At 53.6% G+C, this 18,066-nt stretch carries 17 protein-coding genes; 13 read left to right on the top strand and 4 right to left on the bottom strand.

The genetic code is table 11. From position 1 onward, the window contains the following. Nucleotides 1-64: 64 nt before the first annotated feature. The gene (locus tag TERTU_RS16440; protein WP_015818086.1) at nucleotides 65-988 is read right to left on the bottom strand and encodes a DegV family protein; all 924 of its coding nucleotides are present in this window, start codon (nucleotides 986-988) and stop codon (nucleotides 65-67) included. A gap of 301 nt (nucleotides 989-1,289) precedes the next feature. On the opposite strand from TERTU_RS16440, the gene glyA reads away from it, so the two are divergent. The 13 genes from glyA (at nucleotide 1,290) to TERTU_RS16375 (ending at nucleotide 12,691) form a co-directional block, all read left to right on the top strand. Then, nucleotides 1,290-2,558, top strand: coding sequence for a serine hydroxymethyltransferase (gene glyA / locus TERTU_RS16435; protein WP_015818814.1), 1,269 nt, complete (start codon nucleotides 1,290-1,292; stop codon nucleotides 2,556-2,558). Between the two features lie 149 nt (nucleotides 2,559-2,707). Continuing rightward, nucleotides 2,708-3,688: a CDF family Co(II)/Ni(II) efflux transporter DmeF gene (gene dmeF / locus TERTU_RS16430; protein WP_041590448.1), complete on the top strand. Its 981-nt coding sequence runs from the start codon at nucleotides 2,708-2,710 to the stop codon at nucleotides 3,686-3,688. 80 nt (nucleotides 3,689-3,768) lie between these two features. Next, nucleotides 3,769-4,236 (top strand): transcriptional regulator NrdR, encoded by a 468-nt coding sequence (gene nrdR, locus TERTU_RS16425; protein ID WP_015820825.1) that lies wholly within the window; start codon nucleotides 3,769-3,771, stop codon nucleotides 4,234-4,236. After that, nucleotides 4,236-5,327 carry a bifunctional diaminohydroxyphosphoribosylaminopyrimidine deaminase/5-amino-6-(5-phosphoribosylamino)uracil reductase RibD gene (gene ribD, locus TERTU_RS16420; protein WP_015816939.1) on the top strand — a complete coding sequence of 364 codons (1,092 nt, stop codon included), beginning with the start codon at nucleotides 4,236-4,238 and terminating at the stop codon, nucleotides 5,325-5,327. The genes nrdR and ribD overlap by 1 nt, the downstream gene beginning before the upstream one ends. Nucleotides 5,328-5,378: 51 nt before the next feature. Beyond that, nucleotides 5,379-6,038, top strand: a complete 660-nt coding sequence (locus tag TERTU_RS16415) for a riboflavin synthase (RefSeq protein WP_015817543.1) — start codon at nucleotides 5,379-5,381, stop codon at nucleotides 6,036-6,038. A 6-nt stretch (nucleotides 6,039-6,044) separates the two neighbouring features. Next, the gene (ribBA, locus tag TERTU_RS16410) at nucleotides 6,045-7,154 is read left to right on the top strand and encodes a bifunctional 3,4-dihydroxy-2-butanone-4-phosphate synthase/GTP cyclohydrolase II (protein ID WP_015820108.1); all 1,110 of its coding nucleotides are present in this window, start codon (nucleotides 6,045-6,047) and stop codon (nucleotides 7,152-7,154) included. Nucleotides 7,155-7,173: 19 nt separating this feature from the next. Then, a complete protein-coding gene (ribH, locus tag TERTU_RS16405) occupies nucleotides 7,174-7,641 on the top strand; it encodes a 6,7-dimethyl-8-ribityllumazine synthase (protein WP_015820435.1) in 468 nt (155 codons plus the stop codon). Between the two features lie 171 nt (nucleotides 7,642-7,812). Further along, nucleotides 7,813-8,256 (top strand): transcription antitermination factor NusB, encoded by a 444-nt coding sequence (gene nusB, locus TERTU_RS16400; protein ID WP_015817053.1) that lies wholly within the window; start codon nucleotides 7,813-7,815, stop codon nucleotides 8,254-8,256. A 21-nt stretch (nucleotides 8,257-8,277) separates the two neighbouring features. Beyond that, nucleotides 8,278-9,225 (top strand): thiamine-phosphate kinase, encoded by a 948-nt coding sequence (gene thiL, locus TERTU_RS16395; RefSeq protein ID WP_015817439.1) that lies wholly within the window; start codon nucleotides 8,278-8,280, stop codon nucleotides 9,223-9,225. After that, complete coding sequence (locus TERTU_RS16390; protein ID WP_015818848.1) at nucleotides 9,218-9,700, top strand: phosphatidylglycerophosphatase A family protein; 483 nt, start codon at nucleotides 9,218-9,220, stop codon at nucleotides 9,698-9,700. Before thiL ends, TERTU_RS16390 begins: the two co-directional genes overlap by 8 nt. A 20-nt stretch (nucleotides 9,701-9,720) precedes the next feature. After that, the gene (locus TERTU_RS16385; RefSeq protein ID WP_228378180.1) at nucleotides 9,721-10,365 is read left to right on the top strand and encodes a retropepsin-like aspartic protease family protein; all 645 of its coding nucleotides are present in this window, start codon (nucleotides 9,721-9,723) and stop codon (nucleotides 10,363-10,365) included. A gap of 22 nt (nucleotides 10,366-10,387) precedes the next feature. Further along, a complete protein-coding gene (ribA, locus tag TERTU_RS16380) occupies nucleotides 10,388-10,987 on the top strand; it encodes a GTP cyclohydrolase II (protein ID WP_015817847.1) in 600 nt (199 codons plus the stop codon). 261 nt (nucleotides 10,988-11,248) lie between these two features. Then, the gene (locus tag TERTU_RS16375) at nucleotides 11,249-12,691 is read left to right on the top strand and encodes an HD-GYP domain-containing protein (RefSeq protein ID WP_228378179.1); all 1,443 of its coding nucleotides are present in this window, start codon (nucleotides 11,249-11,251) and stop codon (nucleotides 12,689-12,691) included. Here TERTU_RS16375 and TERTU_RS16370 read toward each other — a convergent pair. From TERTU_RS16370 to TERTU_RS16360, 3 genes are all read right to left on the bottom strand, one after another. Continuing rightward, entirely contained in the window at nucleotides 12,678-13,883 is a 1,206-nt protein-coding gene (locus TERTU_RS16370) for an EAL domain-containing response regulator (RefSeq protein WP_015819589.1), read from the bottom strand. The genes TERTU_RS16375 and TERTU_RS16370 overlap by 14 nt on opposite strands. Nucleotides 13,884-14,343: 460 nt before the next feature. After that, the gene (locus TERTU_RS16365) at nucleotides 14,344-15,234 is read right to left on the bottom strand and encodes a DMT family transporter (RefSeq protein WP_041590290.1); all 891 of its coding nucleotides are present in this window, start codon (nucleotides 15,232-15,234) and stop codon (nucleotides 14,344-14,346) included. Nucleotides 15,235-15,331: 97 nt separating this feature from the next. Further along, a complete protein-coding gene (locus tag TERTU_RS16360; RefSeq protein ID WP_015819897.1) occupies nucleotides 15,332-18,052 on the bottom strand; it encodes a cellulase family glycosylhydrolase in 2,721 nt (906 codons plus the stop codon). Nucleotides 18,053-18,066: the final 14 nt, after the last annotated feature.

Raw genomic sequence — 18,066 nt, 5'->3', positions numbered from 1 at the left:
GTTTAAGTTGCAACGGGGCGGCAACTTAGCCGATGCGCACCCTATTTTCAATCGATCTGCTGTTTCAGCGCGACCAATTGTGGGGTGCAGTGGCGACCGCTAGTGAGAGTGAGCCAACACTGGTATAAATCCCAGCTGCCATACTCGCAACCGCAGGTATGAGTTTAACTTTTTTTTGTTTCGCCAGCTGACTCAGTGAGGCGTAGCCGGGCAGGGTGCGCAGCTCCTCGACGGCGCCGGCGTATGTCAGGGTGATAATCGGGCTGTACAGCCCCGCCTCGATCCGGTCGCAGGCATGTGCGAACACGGCGCTGACCGCTTTTTCGAACCCCCACACACGACCGACGGCAGCTGAGCTGTCGTTGGTATTGCAAATCACCGGGTGTATGCCCAGTGTGCTGGCAACCAGAGCTTGCGTCCAGCCCACGTTTTTTTCGTTGCGTTCGCGGGATCTTTCAAGGGCTGTCAGGGGGGAGCGGGGCACAATAAACGTGTGTATAAGTGACGACAGCTTGTTCATTTTGCGGCGCACATCGTCTTCGTTGTCACCTTTGAGCAGACGACGCACTGTTTCAACCGCAAGCAGGCCCTGGCCCGCGAAGACTGTGCGGCTGTCCATCACCCGGATTACCGCTTTGCGATCACCCAACTGTTTTTGTATTCGGGTTACAGCTGTATTCGCGTTCAGGTAGGTTTCTCCCTGAGTTCGATTCACTGTTTGGACAATGATAGTGTCGTACCCTGCATTCAGTTTGCGCTGAATAGCTTTTTCGAAGGCGTCGCTGCTCGGTGCTGAAGTAAAAACTGTGTTCTTGCGGTCAAACTGGCCGGTGGCAAACGCGAGCAGCGCCTGGCTCTGATCACAGGGATCGGTGTACTCCACCCGGTTGACTGTGTAAGTGAGGGGGACAAACGAAATCCCGTAGCGGGCGCAAACTTCGTTAGGGAGGCTACAGGCGGAATCGAGGATAATGGCGGTTTTCGGCATAGTGAATCCTTACAACAATGACCGGGCGAGTGGTGTCGCGCCCTGAAAAGCAGCCCTCCAGAGCGGTCGGCCATTGTTCTGCAAGTCGCGCATTTTTACCAGTGCGAGTTGGGCAACTCGTGGAGCCAGTCTCCAAATCCATCTAAGCGATGAAAACCTGCGTAATACATACTTCAGACGGGAACATCAGCGAAGGGGCGAAACGAATGCTATTTTGATGTGAATTTAATCCCTATTCCTGTAGAATGCGCTCCCTTCTTTTTTCGCTGCTCCAGCATTCGCAATTCTCGCGGAGAGACTTATGTTTGATAAGACCCAGACCATTGCTGATTTTGACCCCGATGTATGGCAAGCCATTGTTGATGAAGGCGTCCGCCAGGAAGAACACATTGAATTGATCGCTTCCGAAAACTACACCAGTCCACTGGTGATGGTGGCGCAGGGTTCAAAACTCACTAACAAATATGCGGAAGGCTACCCCAGCAAGCGCTATTACGGCGGTTGTGAGTATGTGGACAAAGTCGAAGAGCTGGCCATAGAGCGTGCGAAAGCATTGTTTGGTGCGGATTACGCTAACGTTCAACCGCACTCCGGCTCGCAGGCGAACTCCGCCGTATACGCCGCGCTGTGCGCGCCCGGTGATACCGTCCTGGGTATGAGCCTGGACCATGGTGGCCACCTGACTCACGGAGCCAAGGTTAACTTTTCGGGCAAAATGTACAACGCAGTGCAGTACGGTCTGAACCCGGAAACCGGCCTGGTCGATTACGAAGAAATCGCCGCACTGGCTCGCGAACACAAGCCAAAAATGATTGTTGCCGGTTTCTCTGCATACAGTCAGGTTCTGGACTGGCAAAAGTTTCGCGACATTGCTGACGAAGTCGGAGCTTACCTGATGGTCGATATGGCTCACGTGGCCGGTCTGGTTGCCGCTGGTGTGTACCCATCTCCAGTGCAGATTGCCGACGTAACTACCACGACCACCCATAAAACCCTGCGCGGTCCGCGCGGTGGCATTATTCTGGCGAAGGCCAACCCTGAAATAGAGAAAAAATTGAATTCCGCTGTATTCCCCGGCGGTCAGGGCGGGCCTTTGATGCACGTAATCGCCGGTAAAGCGATTAGCTTCAAAGAAGCGATGAGCGACGAATACAAAGCGTACCAGCAGCGTGTGGTCGACAACGCAAAAACCATGGCAGCGACCTTTATCAAGCGCGGTTTCAAAATTGTGTCTGGCGGAACCGAGAATCACCTGATGCTGGTGGATCTGATCGGTAAAGACTATTCCGGGAAAGATGCCGATGCAGCGCTGGGTGCGGCCAATATCACCGTAAACAAAAACGCTGTGCCAAACGATCCTCGCTCACCCTTCGTGACCAGTGGTCTACGCGTCGGTACGCCGGCAATAACCACTCGCGGGTTCGGCGAAACTGAAGTAGTCGATCTCACCAACTGGATGTGTGATGTTCTGGAAAGTCTGGAGGCCGGCAACTCTGAAGCGGTAATTGCGGACGTTAAAGCCAAGGTGCTGGACGTGTGCGGTAAGTTCCCGGTCTACGGCAGCAACTAGCGGCGACTACTAGACTCGGCGATTATTAAGAGCAACGCTCGAGAAACCTAAAACCTGCCCGGTGCCGCCGCGCAGGTTTTTTTATGTCGATCAAGTTTTGCAGCCTCTGGAGCAGAGCGAAATATTCACTGCAACGTTATAATTTAGCTATGCCAGCTTATAAACTCGAACAATTAAAACACGACCACGATTTTGCGCCGCACAACCACCGTGGCGAGACACGCACGCTCTATGTGGTCGCCCTTACTGCGGTGACCATGGTCGTCGAAATTGTTGCCGGAGCCGTTTATGGTTCGATGGCGTTGCAGGCTGACGGCTGGCACATGGGCACCCACGTTGCAGCATTCATGATTACCTTGTTTGCCTATCAATACGCGCGCCGCAACAGTGATAACCCTGCCTATAGTTTCGGCACCGGCAAAGTGAACGTGTTGGGTGGTTTCGCCAGTGCGGTGGGGCTTGCGGTGGTCGCACTGGTAATGGTAGTGGAATCCTGCCAGCGATTACTCGGTGAGCCCGAAATTCATTTTAATCAGGCAATTGCGGTGGCGGCCTTTGGCCTTGTAGTGAATGTCATCAGTGCGTTCTTGTTACAGGACGATCATCATCATGGTCATAGCCACGGTCCTGGGCATGACCATGATCATCACCATCATTCCACGAAGGATCACCACCACAGCCATCACGAGGATGATCCACCCGAGGATCAGAATCTACACGCCGCCTACCTGCATGTGCTTGCCGATGCTTTGACTTCGGTACTGGCGATTGTTGCTCTGTTAACCGGTAAGTTCCTTTCCTGGTACTGGCTTGATCCGGCGATGGGGCTTTTGGGGGCGACAATCATCGTGATTTGGGCTTTGCGATTGGTTGGGCAGACAGCGCCAACCTTGCTGGATGCCAGCCTTCCCGAGTCAGACGTTGCGGCGATCAAGCAGCGCGTGGAGTCGGAAGGGGACTGCCGCATCAGCGACTTTCACGCGTGGCGTATCAGTGGCAACCACTATGCGGTTGTACTGTCGCTGGTGAGCGAGCGGCCTCGTGCGGTAGAAGACTACAAAGCGCTACTGGCGGGCTATCCACAGTTAGTCCATGTATCGGTGGAAGTACACCCGGCCAAGGTTGCCTGAGCGGCCCAACAGCCAGCGAGTAGGGTGAAATTCTGCTACTATGCGCGCTGTTTTTTCCGCTCATACTCGCAGACTCCACTATGCACTGCCCCTTCTGTAACCAAACAGATACCAAAGTTATCGATTCCCGCCTGGTCGCTGATGGCGTTCAGGTGCGTCGCCGCCGTGAATGTCAGGCGTGCCACGAACGTTTTACCACGTTTGAAACCGCTGAACTGCTTATGCCCAAAGTCATCAAACAAGACGGTACCCGCGAGCCGTTTGATGAAGAAAAGCTTCGCAACGGGCTGCAGCGCGCGCTCGAGAAACGGCCAGTTAGTGTGGAAGCCATAGAAACGGCCCTGCACAACGTTCGTCATTACCTGCAAGCGCTCGGCGAGCGCGAGATAAAGTCGCTGGTGATTGGCGAAAAAGTGATGGAGGAGCTGCAGAATCTCGATCAGGTGGCTTATGTCCGTTTTGCATCGGTGTATCGCAGCTTTCAGGATATCAGTGAATTCAGGGCCGAGATTGACCGGCTCCAGAAAAAGCCCGACGAGACTGCTTAATGGACTTTTCCACAGCTGACACCGTATTTATGCAGCAGGCGTTACGTCTGGCTGAAGAGGGCTTGAACACCACAACACCTAATCCCAGGGTCGGCTGTGTGCTGGTGAAGGACGGCGTTGTTATTGGCGAAGGTTACCACCACCGGGCTGGGGAGCCCCACGCCGAGGTCAATGCGCTAAAGTCTGTGATCGATCGCCAGCAGTTAGCGGGCGCCACGGCCTATGTCACGCTGGAGCCCTGCTCGCATACCGGTAAAACCGGGCCCTGTGCGGACGCCCTAGTGGATGCAGGTATTGGTCGTTTGGTGTACGCGATGGAGGATCCAAATCCGCTGGTCGCTGGCCGAGGCTTGGATAAATTACAGCGCGCGGGTGTTGTCGTTGACGGTCCCTTACTCGAAGAAGAAGCCCTCTCGCTCAATCTGGGCTTCGTAAAGCGTATGCGCACTGGCTTACCCCTGGTGCGCTGCAAATTGGCGATGAGCCTTGATGGTCGCACTGCGATGCGCAGCGGCGAAAGCAAATGGATTACCGGCCCAAGCGCGCGAGCCGACGTGCAAAAATTACGCGCCCGCAGTTGTGCAATTATTACGGGTGTTGAATCTGTATTGCTCGATGACCCTTTGCTAACGGTGCGTTTGCCAGAGTGCGAGCGCCAGCCCATCCGGGTAATCGTCGACAGCCAGCTGCGGGTCGATCCCAGCGCGGAAGTGTTTCGCCAGCCGGGAACAACTCTGGTGGCTACTTGCGATGCGGCCAAGGCGTTGAACAGTGAGCTGGACACCTGGCCGCTTCCGGAAAAAATGGGTCACGTCGATTTACGTGAACTTCTGCTCGGTTTGGCTGAACATTACCAGTGCAACGAAGTACTGCTCGAAACCGGGGCCAAGCTCGCTGGTGCCTTTGTGGCAGCGGGGCTGGTGGATGAACTCATTGTGTATGTGGCCGCAAAGCTGATGGGCAGCGATGCGCGCCCCTTGTTGGAACTGCCAATTTTAACCATGGGTGCGAGCCTGGAACTTACGATTAAAGACGTGCGGGCCGTAGGGCCTGATTGGCGAATTACCGCGATTCCGGACCCGGAATCCTGACCTAGGCAGCCGCCAACGTATTTGCTGGGCACGTTAAATTGAGATTCAACTATGTTTACTGGAATTATTGAAACGGTTGGACAGATTGTATCCCTCGAACGTCGCGGCGGAGATGTGCGCTTGCGCGTGCGCGCTGCGGACATGTCATGGAGCGACGTGGCGTTGGGAGATTCCATTGCCACCAACGGCGTGTGCCTCACGGCAGTTGAGTTGCCTGGCGATGGCTTTGCCGCAGACGTATCTCTTGAAACACTCAGCCTCACGTCGATAGGCAGCTGGAAATCTGGCACAGCAGTGAACCTGGAAAAAGCACTGACGCCGCAGTCGCGTCTGGGTGGCCATATAGTCAGCGGTCATGTGGATGGATTGGGTGAAGTCGTTGAGCGTGCGCCGGATGCCCGCTCAGAGCGTTTCAGTATTCGCGCCCCGCGGGAGCTCGCCAAATACATCGCCCACAAAGGCTCAATTACTGTGGATGGAACAAGCCTCACCGTTAACAAAGTGAACGGGGATGTTTTCGAGCTCAATATCGTGCCCCATACGATTGAGCGAACCATTATTGGAGAATACACAGCCGGGACACAGGTAAACCTGGAAGTGGACGTTATTGCCCGCTACCTGGAGCGCCTGTTGCTGGGCGAAAAAGCCGCAGAAGCGGTAACCAAAGGCGTGAGTGAATCTTTTCTCGCCGAAAACGGATACTTGAAGTAGTCAGCTATGCAGCTTAATACCGCAGAAGAACTTATTGATGATATTCGCCAAGGGCGAATGGTCATTCTGATGGATGACGAAGATCGCGAAAATGAAGGCGATCTGATTATGGCCGCCGATCAGGTACGGGCCGAAGATATCAATTTTATGGCGCGCAACGCACGGGGGCTTATTTGTTTGACCCTGACCGAAGACCGCTGCCGTCAGTTGGATTTGCCATTGATGGTGCGCGACAACCGCGCGGTGCATTCGACCAATTTTACGGTGTCCATTGAAGCGGCCGAAGGTGTCACCACTGGCATCTCTGCTGCCGACAGAGCGCGCACGGTGCGCGCTGCGGTGGCACGGGATGCGAAGCCTCGCGATTTGGTGCAGCCCGGGCACATCTTTCCGCTTATGGCGCAAGCCGGCGGCGTTTTAAGTCGCGCGGGGCATACGGAAGCCGGTTGTGATTTAGCGCGCTTGGCCGGTTTAGAGCCGGCGGCGGTGATCGTCGAGATCATGAACGAGGATGGCTCCATGGCGCGCCGTCCGGATCTGGAAAAATTTGCCGCCGAACACGGCATTAAAATGGGCACGATTGCCGATCTTATCCACCATCGTGTGGTACACGAGAAAACCGTGGTGTGTGTTAACGAGCGGAAAGTCTGTACCGAGCACGGTGAATTTACGTTACGCACCTACAAGGATTCTGCGCGGGGTGAGCTTCACTTTGCTTTAATCAAAGGAGATATAACCGGTGACGAACCGGTGCTGGTGCGCGTACATGTGGGCAGCACCGTGCGGGATGTACTCACCATTCAGCATGCGAATCAGGCCGACAAACCCTGGCATTTCCAGGCGGCGATGAAACGTGTTGCCGCAGAGGGTCGCGGTGTGCTGGTGTTGATTTGTCACAACGAAACCACCGCGGAGATTGAAGAGAGCATCGATTGGCTGCTCTCTGGCAAGCAGGTGCGCCCAAAGCAGGACGTTGGTTACAAGCAAGTCGGTACCGGCTCGCAAATCCTCCAGGATCTGGGCATCAAGAAAATGCGCTTGCTGAGCGCGCCCTACAATTTTAAAGCGATTTCCGGGTTCGATCTGGAAGTGGTTGACTACATTATTTACGAGTAATTGAAAGACGGAAAACCCCATGACCATAAAAATTATTGAAGGTGATTTTAAATCCGCAACCGGCAAATATGCTCTTTTGGTAAGCCGCTGGAACAGCTTTGTGGTCGAGCATTTGAAAGAGGGCGCGCTGGATACACTGCGTCGTCATGGTGTGAGTGATGACGACATCGAAATTGTTTACGCCCCAGGCGCGTTTGAATTTCCTCTGGCGGCGCAGAAGCTGGCTGCCAGCGGCGATTACGACGCAATTGTTGCGTTGGGCGCGGTGATTCGCGGGGGTACGCCGCACTTTGACTATGTTGCCGGCGAATGTACTAAGGGGCTCGCCCAGGTCTCACTGGCAACCGGTATCCCGGTAGCGTTTGGTGTCCTCACTGTGGATTCAATCGAGCAAGCCATTGAGCGATCGGGTACCAAGGCGGGCAACAAAGGTAGCGAAGCGGCAGAAACCGCGCTGGAAATGGTGTCGTTGCTCGGCAAATTGTAATTCCAGGGTGAATCAGCTCGCTGCTGTGCTGAGCGGTTTGCTCGCCCGGATTTATTCGTCGTCCTGATAGGCCGGTATTCGGCTTATCCACGTTGTGCGGCACCCTATTTCCAGGTTGAATTTTTTAAACATTGAGCATTGCTGGCAATGCTATTTTTTACAGGTTAAGTAATGAAAGTAACAGCTGCGACGCGCAGTCGTGCCCGCCATTTCGCTATGCAGGCGATTTACCAGTGGCAGATGAACGGTAACCCGCTGCACGTAATCGAAGCGGAATTCCACACCGACAACGATATGTCCAAAGTGGATACCGAGTATTTTCATGAGCTGTTCCACGGGGTAGCCGCTGATAAATCGGCATTGGACGCGTGTTTCCTGCCGCATCTGAAATCCTTGCCGCTGGAAAAGCTCGACCCGGTGACGCTGGCGCTCTTACGCCAGGCCACTTTCGAACTTAAAAACCGCGTTGATGTGCCTTACAAAGTGGTTATTAACGAAGCGGTTAACCTGGCAAAAAAATTCGGCGCAGAAGATAGCCATAAGTTCGTCAACGGTGTGTTAGACAAAGTGGCGGCTGATTTGCGCGCGCTGGAATTTAACGCCGCCCGATCCTGATTTGAGTTGTACTGACGCCTCATGTCTCTCGGCGAGTTCGACCTTATTCGCGACTATTTCGCCCGCGCTCAGGATGCCCCGGGTGTAGCCCTGGGGATCGGTGACGACTGCGCACTTCTCGAAATTCCCCCTTCAGAACAGCTGGCTGTCTCGGTTGATACGCTGGTAGCCGATGTACATTTTCCGGCGGATGCTGAGCCGTACCTGGTCGCAGAGCGCGCGCTTTGTGTCTCGCTCAGTGATTTGGCGGCGATGGGCGCCCAACCGCGTTGGATTACCCTGTGCCTCACCTTGCCAGCCTTTGATGAAGCGTGGCTCGCCGGGTTTAGCGCAGGCCTGTTCTCTCGCACCAAGGCTTATGGCTGCTCACTTGTGGGCGGTGACACCACGCGTGGGCCACTCGCAATCAGTGTGCAGGTGATGGGCACGGTTCCAGTGGGGCAGGCATTGCGGCGCAAAGGCGCGCAAGTGGGTGACGGCATTTACGTTTCTGGTCCTCTGGGTGACGGCGCAGCAGCGCTGGCACTTGTGCGTGGCGAGCTCGAGACAACACCTTCAGAGAGTGCCTATTTGCGCGAAAGATACTTCCAGCCCGAACCCTGTTTTGGCTGGGGACACGCATTGCGCGGTATTGCCAATGCGGCGATTGATGTATCGGATGGGTTGGTTCAGGACCTGGGCCACATTTGTTCATCGAGTGGTGTCGCCGGTTTGGTTTATCTGGAACGTCTGCCGTTTTCCGCCGCCGTTAACCGGTTGGATACTACAGCCAGGTACCAGGCGGCACTCGCTGGTGGCGATGACTATCAGTTGTGTTTCACAGTGCCAGCAGCGCGTCAATCCGCTCTCGAAGAGCTTGAATTGACTGCGTTTCGAATTGGTGACGTTGTTGCGGGTAGCGGTGTTCGCTGCCAGCTTAACGGCGCTGACTACCCAATATCAAAAACAGGTTATCAACATTTTGGCTGATCCAACGTTGCAGCAATTGTTGCGCGAACCTCGAATGCTGTTGGCGTTTGGGTTCGGTTCCGGGCTTTCTCCGGTTGTACCGGGCACCATGGGCACTTTGGTTGGTTTGCCGGCAATTTGGTTGTTGGCCCTGCTGCCACTGCCGATCACGCTCATCGTTATTACTCTGGCGGCAATACTCGGGGTGTATCTGTGCGATTACAGCTCGCGCCAACTGGGTGTACACGACCACAAAGGTATAGTCTGGGACGAGTTTGTCGGAGTGTGGATAACATTTTTAGCTGTGCCGCTTACCTGGCCTGCGGTGGTGGCAGGGTTCGTGATATTCCGATTTTTCGATATGGTAAAACCCTGGCCTATCTGCGTGGCCGACCGCAAGGTTCACGGTGGTTTTGGCATTATGTTTGACGATTTACTCGCAGGTTTGGCAGCCCTGGGAACCATGCAAACGCTGATATACTTCAGCATTCTTTAAGAGTATTTATGGAGCTTGGTGTGACAAAACGGATTTGTACGATGCTGTGGGTGCTGGTCGCGACGATGAGTTTTTCCGCCCGCGCTCAACAAATTGAAGTTAAGGGGCTGTTTAACGGCAGTGCTTTACTGGTGATTGACGGCCAGCAGCGTCTGCTCAAAGCGGGTAAAACGAGCCCTGAGGGCGTTAAGCTGATTACGTCCAACAGTAAATATGCGGACGTTGAAATAGGCGGCGAGCGGCAGCGATTAACTCTGTCGCGAAGAGTGGGCGGCACCTACAAGCCACCGGAGATAACGGAAGTCCGACTTCCCAGCGGTCGTCATGGGCATTATTGGTCCCAGGGACGTATTAACGGGCGATCCACGCAATTTATGGTGGATACAGGCGCAAGCTCTGTGGCAATGAGCTCGGTAGAAGCTCGGCGCCTGGGTATTGATTACAAAAGTGGTTCGCGCGGCTGGGTTTCGACCGCTGGCGGAAACAAGCAAGCGTACAGAGTGACATTAGCCAGTGTCTCGCTTGGCATGATTACGCTTAACGGTGTCGAGGCATCGATTATTGAGGGGAATTCGCCGCGAGAAGTGTTACTGGGCAACAGTTTTTTACGACGTGTAGATATGAAAGTGGAGCAGGGTGTACTTGTGCTTACTGCGCGTCAGTGACGTGTTTATATGAGGTTATTGAGTGGCAATAGAGTATGTAGAGTCTTCGAAACTTCCCACGGCGTGGGGTATGTTCGAAATGCACGGGTTCACCGACAGCGAAACGGATAAAGAGCATTTGGTATTATCGATGGGCGATTTGGCTGGGGATGAGCCAGTGTTGGTGCGCATCCACTCTGAATGTCTCACCGGTGACGCGCTCTTTTCTTTGCGTTGTGATTGTGGGGCTCAACTGCAAGCAGCGATGCATCGGATATCCATTGAAGGCCGCGGCGCTATTTTTTATTTGCGCCAGGAAGGGCGTGGGATCGGCTTAGTTAATAAGATCCGGGCCTACCACCTACAGGATAAAGGTGCCGATACTGTAGAGGCGAATGAGGCCCTTGGTTTCGGCGCGGACATGCGCGACTATTCAATGCTTAAGCCGATGTTCGAAAAGATGGGGATTAGTCGGGTTAAACTCATGACCAATAATCCGCGTAAAATCGATGCTCTCATAGGGTTGGGAATTGATATTGCCGAGCGGCTCCCCCATGAAACAGGTCGTAATCCCCACAACAGTCACTACCTGGAGACAAAGCGCGGCAAGTTAGGACATCTGCTCGAAGGGGATTCCGAATAGCGTAACTTTGCCGCCTGGCAGTGTTCAATTCTTCTATCTGAAAATTCTGTATTTACCCAGCTCGAAACACTTCACTTGTGTTTCCGCCGTCCCCCTGGATCGGGTGATGGCGGAGCATTCAATTCTTAGAACGGCTCTGGCAGCGTAATCCAGGTCTGCGACTATACTTTTTAAGATCTCCGGCGGCTCGCGCCCTCTGTTGTTGCGATCGTTGTCGTACTATTTTTATTAGTGGCGCCTAAGACTACTGTTATCACGATTATGATGGATGTAAGACTTCCACAGGTTAACCATTACGCAAAGCACCTGCTCGCCTGGAAACCATTTCACCCGGTAACCCTGACAACCGATCTAGCGGGGAAAGATGGCGAACTACTCTTCAGTGCGGGAACCGAATTTGATGACGGTATGGCTGCACAGCTAAAGCAGTACTTTCCCGATCAGCTGTTAAGTGAATGGGTAAACGTTGAAGGCAGCTTCGACGGTGAATCGCTTTTCAGTGCGTTGCGGTCGTTTTTTTACGATGACCCGGTATTGCAGGAGTTATACGAAAAACGGTATCACGCGCCATTGCTGGCGAAATTTTGCGAGAGGGTGTGCGCCGACCGACAACTGGCGCAGCACCTCTGGATATTGCACCTGAGTGCTCCGAGAATATTTGAACGGGCGTTGTTCGGCGCCTGGTTCATGGTGGCTTTGTTGGCGAGGCTGGGAGATGAAGCTGAGTTGTATGATGGCTTCGTCGCTGGTTTAGTGCACGATTTAGGCTTGCTATACCTGGACCCTCAGGTGCTCATCGAGGGGCACAACAGCGACTCGGACTTGTGGCGAGCCTTCATCCAACATCCAGAAGTTGGTGCAGAAGTTATCACTTGGTTTGATGAGGTATCTGCGCCAGTCGTGCGCGCAGTAAAAGAGCATCACGAAGAACTGGATGGTACGGGGTTTCCACAGGGTAAGCTGGCCAAGCAACTTGCGCCTCTAGGCCGCTACCTGCAGCTTCTGGATAGCCTGCACGCGGTGTATACCAAGTATTTTCGGCCGCGAGCACGGACGTTGGCAGACGTCACACCCATAGTGCAAATGAATCACCTGTGCAAACCAGGGCAGCCCGCCGCTGAGCTCATATTACTGTTGCGCGAGGGCATGGCTTCGCAATCCTGCAGCGTGCCAGAGAACCTGATGCCAATACTGATTGGCCAGGTTAGAGCCAGACACTTCTACATCAAACAATTCGTTGCTCAGGCAGATGTATTCCTTGAGCAAAATCAGTTAGCGATTGCCAACGCGCGTTTCTTCGCACTTCACAACCTGCTGGAACACATTGCAATGGCGATGAAGCAATCCGGGTTGATCAATGACGGCTACATCCGCTGGCTTGATCAGGTTGAGAAAGAGCAGCTCGTTCACGCCTACAAAGAAGTTGAAGATGTTTTTCTCATGATGCAGGAAATTCTTTACCACATACGCCGATTTACCTTGCAGTTGCGCAGGTTTAGCGAAATTGAGGAAAAGGAAAGAACGAAGTTGACGGCGATATGGGCGCCCAATAAAACCATACCGCTGGTTGCACCAACGCCGGCTGAGCCGTCTCAAAGCATGCATCAGTCGCTGTTGGGCTTCACCGGGACCAAGGAGCCAGAATTGCCCCCTGAATTGGAATCACTCTGGCTGGCGCAGGTGCGCCAACTCAGGAAGCGCTGAACTGGTTGATGTTCGCCACTGACTTCTGCCAGGCCTTGTGCCAGCGTACCAATTCATTTGCGGGTTTGGGACGGCAAAACAAATAACCCTGATAGGCGTCGACGCCGATGTCGTTCATATGTAAAAGGTCGCGTGAATCCGCAACGCCTTCGGCCACAAGTGTCAGCTTGAGTTGGTGAGTGATGCTTCTTATCGAGCGCACGATTGTCTGCAGCACTTTGTCGTTATGGATGCCGTTAACAAGCTGCGCGTCCAATTTAATCTCGTTAAACGGAAGTTTTTCAATCTGCCGTAAGCTCGTATAGCCCGCACCATAGTCATCCAGCGATAATTCGTATCCGTGGATACGCAGGCGGTTTAGATTCTTTAACTGGCGGTCGTCTCTCAATGCGTGATTTTCGGTGATTTCCAGGACAATATTCTCCACCGCGATATAGTGTTCTTGCAGTAGCTCATGGAGTGTTGCATGCAAGTTTGTCTCGTAGAGCTGCAGTGGAGAAATATTGATTGCGAGTTTTACTTCGCGGCCGATTTGCGCGCAAAACTCGCGATACGCTGGCAGAGCTACATTGAGTGTTGCTGCCGTCAGACTGTCGATAAGTTTGTAATTCTCTGCCACGGAAATAAAACTGGCTGGCGACACCACTCCCTGCGGGGGTTGTAACCGGGTCAGGCATTCAATTCCTATCAAACTGTTATCGACGCTACTGATTTTCGGCTGAAAGTAGGCGAGTACTTGCTTATTCTGAATAGCGTCTACAACTACCTGTTGTGGCAACAATTTGTCGCTGCGGCGGTGTACCGGATAATAACTGCTTATGCGTCTTACCATAAAACTCAATAGTGCCCGATCGAAGGGTTTCGGAACTGAGCCGAGCACGCGTAGATTGTAGTTGCTGACAACCTCCAGGGTGAAATCGATAATTTTTCTATCCAGGCCGGAAATCACCACGATACCGCCACTGAAATGGTTATTGTGGAGCTGGTGCATCAGCTCTAGACCGTCCATGCCTCCCAGATGCAGGTCGAGGAAAACGCAGTCGTATTTATCGGGATGCGCGACGATCATCGCGAGGGCTTCCTCCCCGCTATGGCACTGATCGACGGTTCCGACACCAAGCTCTGCGAGTTGCGCGCAGAGCAACTGACAGATGGTGAGAGAGTCGTCCACAACTAATACTGTGATTCCCATAGTCAGGCACTCCTGCTCAGGATGTTTGCGAGGCGGTTAGCCTTTCGGCGGCGTCATATTTCCGGTAACTCGATGCCGTTGCGCAGTGAAAGGGTTAGCTCTACTGTCAGATGGGAATGGAGCGACTTTATGAAATACAAGCAGGTTTGTTCCGCAGTTTGGCTGAGTATAGACACAGATTCTACGCGGGAATCAGGCGCCGTTTTGGGTTGTGGCGTGAGAGAAATTATTTTGACAGTTTATATTTTGATTAAGCGGGTTTAGCCGCCTAATCAGTCTATGAAAAGCGCGTGTTAAAAAATAAAAGCACTAAATATTTTTCGCGTCGCACTTGGGAAACCAGGTTTTTCGGTATTTTTTTGCGGGCAAAGGCCGTGTTAAGTACGCGCAAGTCGGGTATGCACTAGTCGGGTACGGGCTAGTCAGCTGCGGACTAACGATAAGAAAGTTGTGGTTGATGTCACTCGCTTTTGTGTTGGGTACGGGATTCGAATGCGGCGACAGCGACAATGATTGCGCCCCCGAGCAACACCTGGATCGCCGGCTTTTCTGACAAAATCAGCCACGCAAACAATGCAGCTAAAACCGGCTGCAGGCAGCTGATTAAGGCCACGGTTTTTGCGGGCAGGTGTTTAAGGGCGACACTGACAAATGTGTGCGCTCCCGCAGTACAAAAACTTCCCAAAAGAAGCAGTAACAGCCAATTGATGGGTGCCATACCCGATACGGCCGACCAGTCGGTGAACGCAGCCAGCATGAGGGCGACAACCAACACCTGGTGAAACATCAAACTGGTGCTGGGGACATGGTGCAACCAGTATTTTTGGGCGGTGTTGCGGAACGCGAACAGCAACGCCGAGCCCACGCCCCAGAATACGCCGGTGCGTATCTGCTCGGCACTGAGCTGGTCGCTACCGCCCAATTGTGCTGACACCATGACGGTAATGCCTCCGGCGACGACGAGTGCCGCAAGCAGGTCTTTTCCCTCGGGGCGGCGGCCTTGGAATATCGGTTCCAGAAGCACCGTAAATACCGGGTGGGTAAACAGTGCGAGAATTCCCACGGCTACGGATGAGCTCTGCATGGCCTGGAAATACGTCACCCAATGTAGGCCCAGTAAAACACCCAGGAAATAAACCACCAGCAGGGATCGGGGGGCGACCAACAGCGAGCGCTTTTGAAGCAGGCAGAGAGCGATTATTGCACCACCGGCGATAACGCTGCGCAGCTGGGTGATTGATGTGGAATCCAGTTCGATTGAGCGCGCAAACAGACCGTTCACACTCAACAAAAAAACAGACAGGTAGAGCGCACCGAAGCCGGTGTTTAGCGGCAGAAAAAATCGTGACATGAAAAAACTCAGTTGAATGCTCAGGAAGGGCGTCATTAAAACAAAAAAACCGCAGCCATGGGCTGCGGTTTTGGGGAGACTAACGATTTAGCTGCGATTAGAAGCTGACGTCGTCGCCGGTGTTGGCGATACCGTCATCGCCGTAGATGATTTCTTCGCCGCGACCGGTAAGTGATGTCGCAGAATCAACTTCGGTACTGAGGTCAAGAATACCCACAGTATCGCCTTCACCTTCAGTACTGCCGATCCAGGACCAGGCAATCCAGCCAAATGGATCCAGGGCATAGCCCAGAGACTTGGCATCGTTCAGTACAGACTCGGTAAAGCTGCTGCCACCGAAATCGAGCACCTGGAAGGCGTCGACTTCTGCCTGTGTTGAGAATGGAATATCCAATACAACATTCGACGGCACCGCAGGCCCACCGACACGTTCAAGAGTGAAGTTATCGATAAGAATCGGCTCCGACTGCGGCGTTTTCACGTCAGTGATCTGCACACCAACCTGACGTGGTGGTCGATCAGTAATGAACCCTTCACTGATATAGCCAAACGGTGGATTAGTGACGCTGTCAAAAGTGACCTCCATGGTTTGCCATTCCCCGAAAAGCAGGCCGTTGGCTGCTGAGCGGAAGCCGATAGCCGCAAAGCCACTGTAGTCATTGGCACCAAACCAGAACTGGACATTCATGCCTGTGTCGCGATAGCTCTCAGGCACAAATATGTCCATTCTCAAGGTCATCGTTTGTGAGAAGTCGATGCTCGGACGAAGACTCGCAGCAGACGTGTAAGCAAGCGCAATCTGGCGGTTGTTCTGCACTGCCGGATCGTAGTTTTCCCAGGGTGGCAGTACGGCCAGCGCACCATCAGTCACTGTTACAGAGCTTGCGTCGCCTAAGCCGAAGCTGTAATTCCAGCCATCGTTGTACTCGAAGTTGGACTCGTACAGGGTCACAACCTGCGCTTCGGGCGGCGGCACGATGCTGAAATTATCGAACAGTAACGGTTGAGTTTTGGCAGACGTGATTCCACCAACTTCGATACCCACCTGCTGTGGCGGTTGATCGACTGGAAACCCACCGGAGATTGATCCGGAATCGTTTGCCAGGCTGGTAACTTGTACTGAGAGCGTATTCCATTCACCGGGGGTGAATGCTGAAATTGTGGTGTAACCCACGCCCGCGTATCCGTTCCAGCCGTAACCATTAAAGAAGAACTGCATATTCATGCCTGTTTCGGCTGCGTATTCTTCTGGAATGAACACATCCACGGAGAGTGTCATTGGTTGCGTAAGGTCAACTGCCGGTGAGTTATTCACTATACCCGGATAGCCAATTTGAGTGCTTGTGCTGCTTGCGCTCCATGGCGCCAGTAGCGCGAGGGCACCGTCTTGTAGACTGACACTTGCGCTGCTTCCGGCGCCATAGTTGTAACCCCAGCCACTAAGCCCCGAGTCAAAATTGGCGCTATAGATCGCGTCGCTGTTGCCGCCATCAGCAAGGCCCACTTTCAGGTTATCAAACTGAATTGCGCCTACGACTTCAGGTGATTTGCCGTTTGCAGACACCTGGAAGCCAACTTTCAGCACGCTGTCCAGCATAAAACCATCTTCGATACTGTGCAGATCTTCCGTGCCTGCGATCTGTACGTTCACTTCCGTCCAGGTTTCTGGAATCAATTGCGCCGCAGTGCCAAATATGCGTGTTGCTTTTTTACCATTGCTGTCGATCAGCACAGCTTGCAGCATCAGCTTGCCGTCAGCCTGGTAGTTGGCAGGTACATAGATTTCGAAATCCATACCCGAGCCCTGCGAGAAGTCGAGTGGAGAGTCGAAAGTGTGGCCGTAGGTCACGGTATCGTCCGTGCCAAACCAGGGCAGATCGACCGCCAGAGCGGTTTCGCCCTGTGCGACGTTCATCAGTTCTTTGTGATCAATTGAACCGTCGCCATAAACGCCGGAACCACCGAACTCAGAAATGACAAACGGCAGCTTTTCTTTCGCCAGCTGGCCCGCTGCGTAGCTGATTTCATCACGACTATTCCAACGGCTGCCGAAAGCGTGTGCTGCAAGAACGATGTTTTCCTGGGTGTCGGAGGCAAGCAGTTCACGTCCGCGACCGCCGAGGAAGGCGCTAAAGTCACGTCCACAGTGTGGTGCGTCGATTACCAGTGGAAATTTGAAGCCTGCGTCGCGGAAGCGGCGAACCAGGATTTTATAGGTATCGATGTATTCGTCGTAGCCAATACTGTTGGCGTTGAAGATATTCATCGGTCCCCATTCGTTGGCGATATTCACCATCAGGTGCGACTGATACTTATCCTGCGCCAGCACGCTAACCCAGTCGGTCAGCCAGAGCTGGGTTGCGGTATCGATCAGGTAGTCGGCGTCGTCCTGGCAGGCAATGGTGTCGGCGTTATCCAGCGACAACATAACTACCAAGTCGTTGGCGACCGCTGAATCCAACGCTGCGGCCAGTTCGGCGGCCGATGTGCTGGTACTCAGCATCAAACGCACGACGTTTGAACCCACGTCGCGGATCGAGGCAACACCGGCAAGGCGGCTGCTCGGGTTATCTGCGTACTGCAGGTTAACGCCGCGCAGCAGAATGGGTTTACCACTTACGTCGTAGAGGCTGCCATCGCTAGAGGTAATCACTTTGGCATTTTCTGACGGTTGTGGACCACTCGGTACAAACTCGTCTTCAATCTCTGGCGTCAGCGGATCGACATCGTCCGAGCTGCCCGCGAGGCCAGAACCGCCACAACCTGTCAGCATCAATGCGCCGAAGGCCAGGGCGAAATAATTTAACCTTAATTTCATGTGTCTACTCCAAT

This window comes from Teredinibacter turnerae T7901 (assembly GCF_000023025.1).
Taxonomy (GTDB): domain Bacteria; phylum Pseudomonadota; class Gammaproteobacteria; order Pseudomonadales; family Cellvibrionaceae; genus Teredinibacter; species Teredinibacter turnerae_B.
This window is presented reverse-complemented; position numbering and strand designations above follow the sequence as displayed.

Bases quoted from the DNA above. Each gene is read 5' to 3' on its own strand.
- TERTU_RS16440 (WP_015818086.1), bottom strand. From the start codon at position 988: ATGCCGAAAACCGCCATTATCCTCGATTCCGCCTGTAGCCTCCCTAAC.
- glyA (WP_015818814.1), top strand. From the start codon at position 1,290: ATGTTTGATAAGACCCAGACCATTGCTGATTTTGACCCCGATGTATGG.
- dmeF (WP_041590448.1), top strand. From the start codon at position 2,708: ATGCCAGCTTATAAACTCGAACAATTAAAACACGACCACGATTTTGCG.
- nrdR (WP_015820825.1), top strand. From the start codon at position 3,769: ATGCACTGCCCCTTCTGTAACCAAACAGATACCAAAGTTATCGATTCC.
- ribD (WP_015816939.1), top strand. From the start codon at position 4,236: ATGGACTTTTCCACAGCTGACACCGTATTTATGCAGCAGGCGTTACGT.
- TERTU_RS16415 (WP_015817543.1), top strand. From the start codon at position 5,379: ATGTTTACTGGAATTATTGAAACGGTTGGACAGATTGTATCCCTCGAA.
- ribBA (WP_015820108.1), top strand. From the start codon at position 6,045: ATGCAGCTTAATACCGCAGAAGAACTTATTGATGATATTCGCCAAGGG.
- ribH (WP_015820435.1), top strand. From the start codon at position 7,174: ATGACCATAAAAATTATTGAAGGTGATTTTAAATCCGCAACCGGCAAA.
- nusB (WP_015817053.1), top strand. From the start codon at position 7,813: ATGAAAGTAACAGCTGCGACGCGCAGTCGTGCCCGCCATTTCGCTATG.
- thiL (WP_015817439.1), top strand. From the start codon at position 8,278: ATGTCTCTCGGCGAGTTCGACCTTATTCGCGACTATTTCGCCCGCGCT.
- TERTU_RS16375 (WP_228378179.1), top strand. From the start codon at position 11,249: ATGATGGATGTAAGACTTCCACAGGTTAACCATTACGCAAAGCACCTG.
- TERTU_RS16370 (WP_015819589.1), bottom strand. From the start codon at position 13,883: ATGGGAATCACAGTATTAGTTGTGGACGACTCTCTCACCATCTGTCAG.
- TERTU_RS16365 (WP_041590290.1), bottom strand. From the start codon at position 15,234: ATGTCACGATTTTTTCTGCCGCTAAACACCGGCTTCGGTGCGCTCTAC.
- TERTU_RS16360 (WP_015819897.1), bottom strand. From the start codon at position 18,052: ATGAAATTAAGGTTAAATTATTTCGCCCTGGCCTTCGGCGCATTGATG.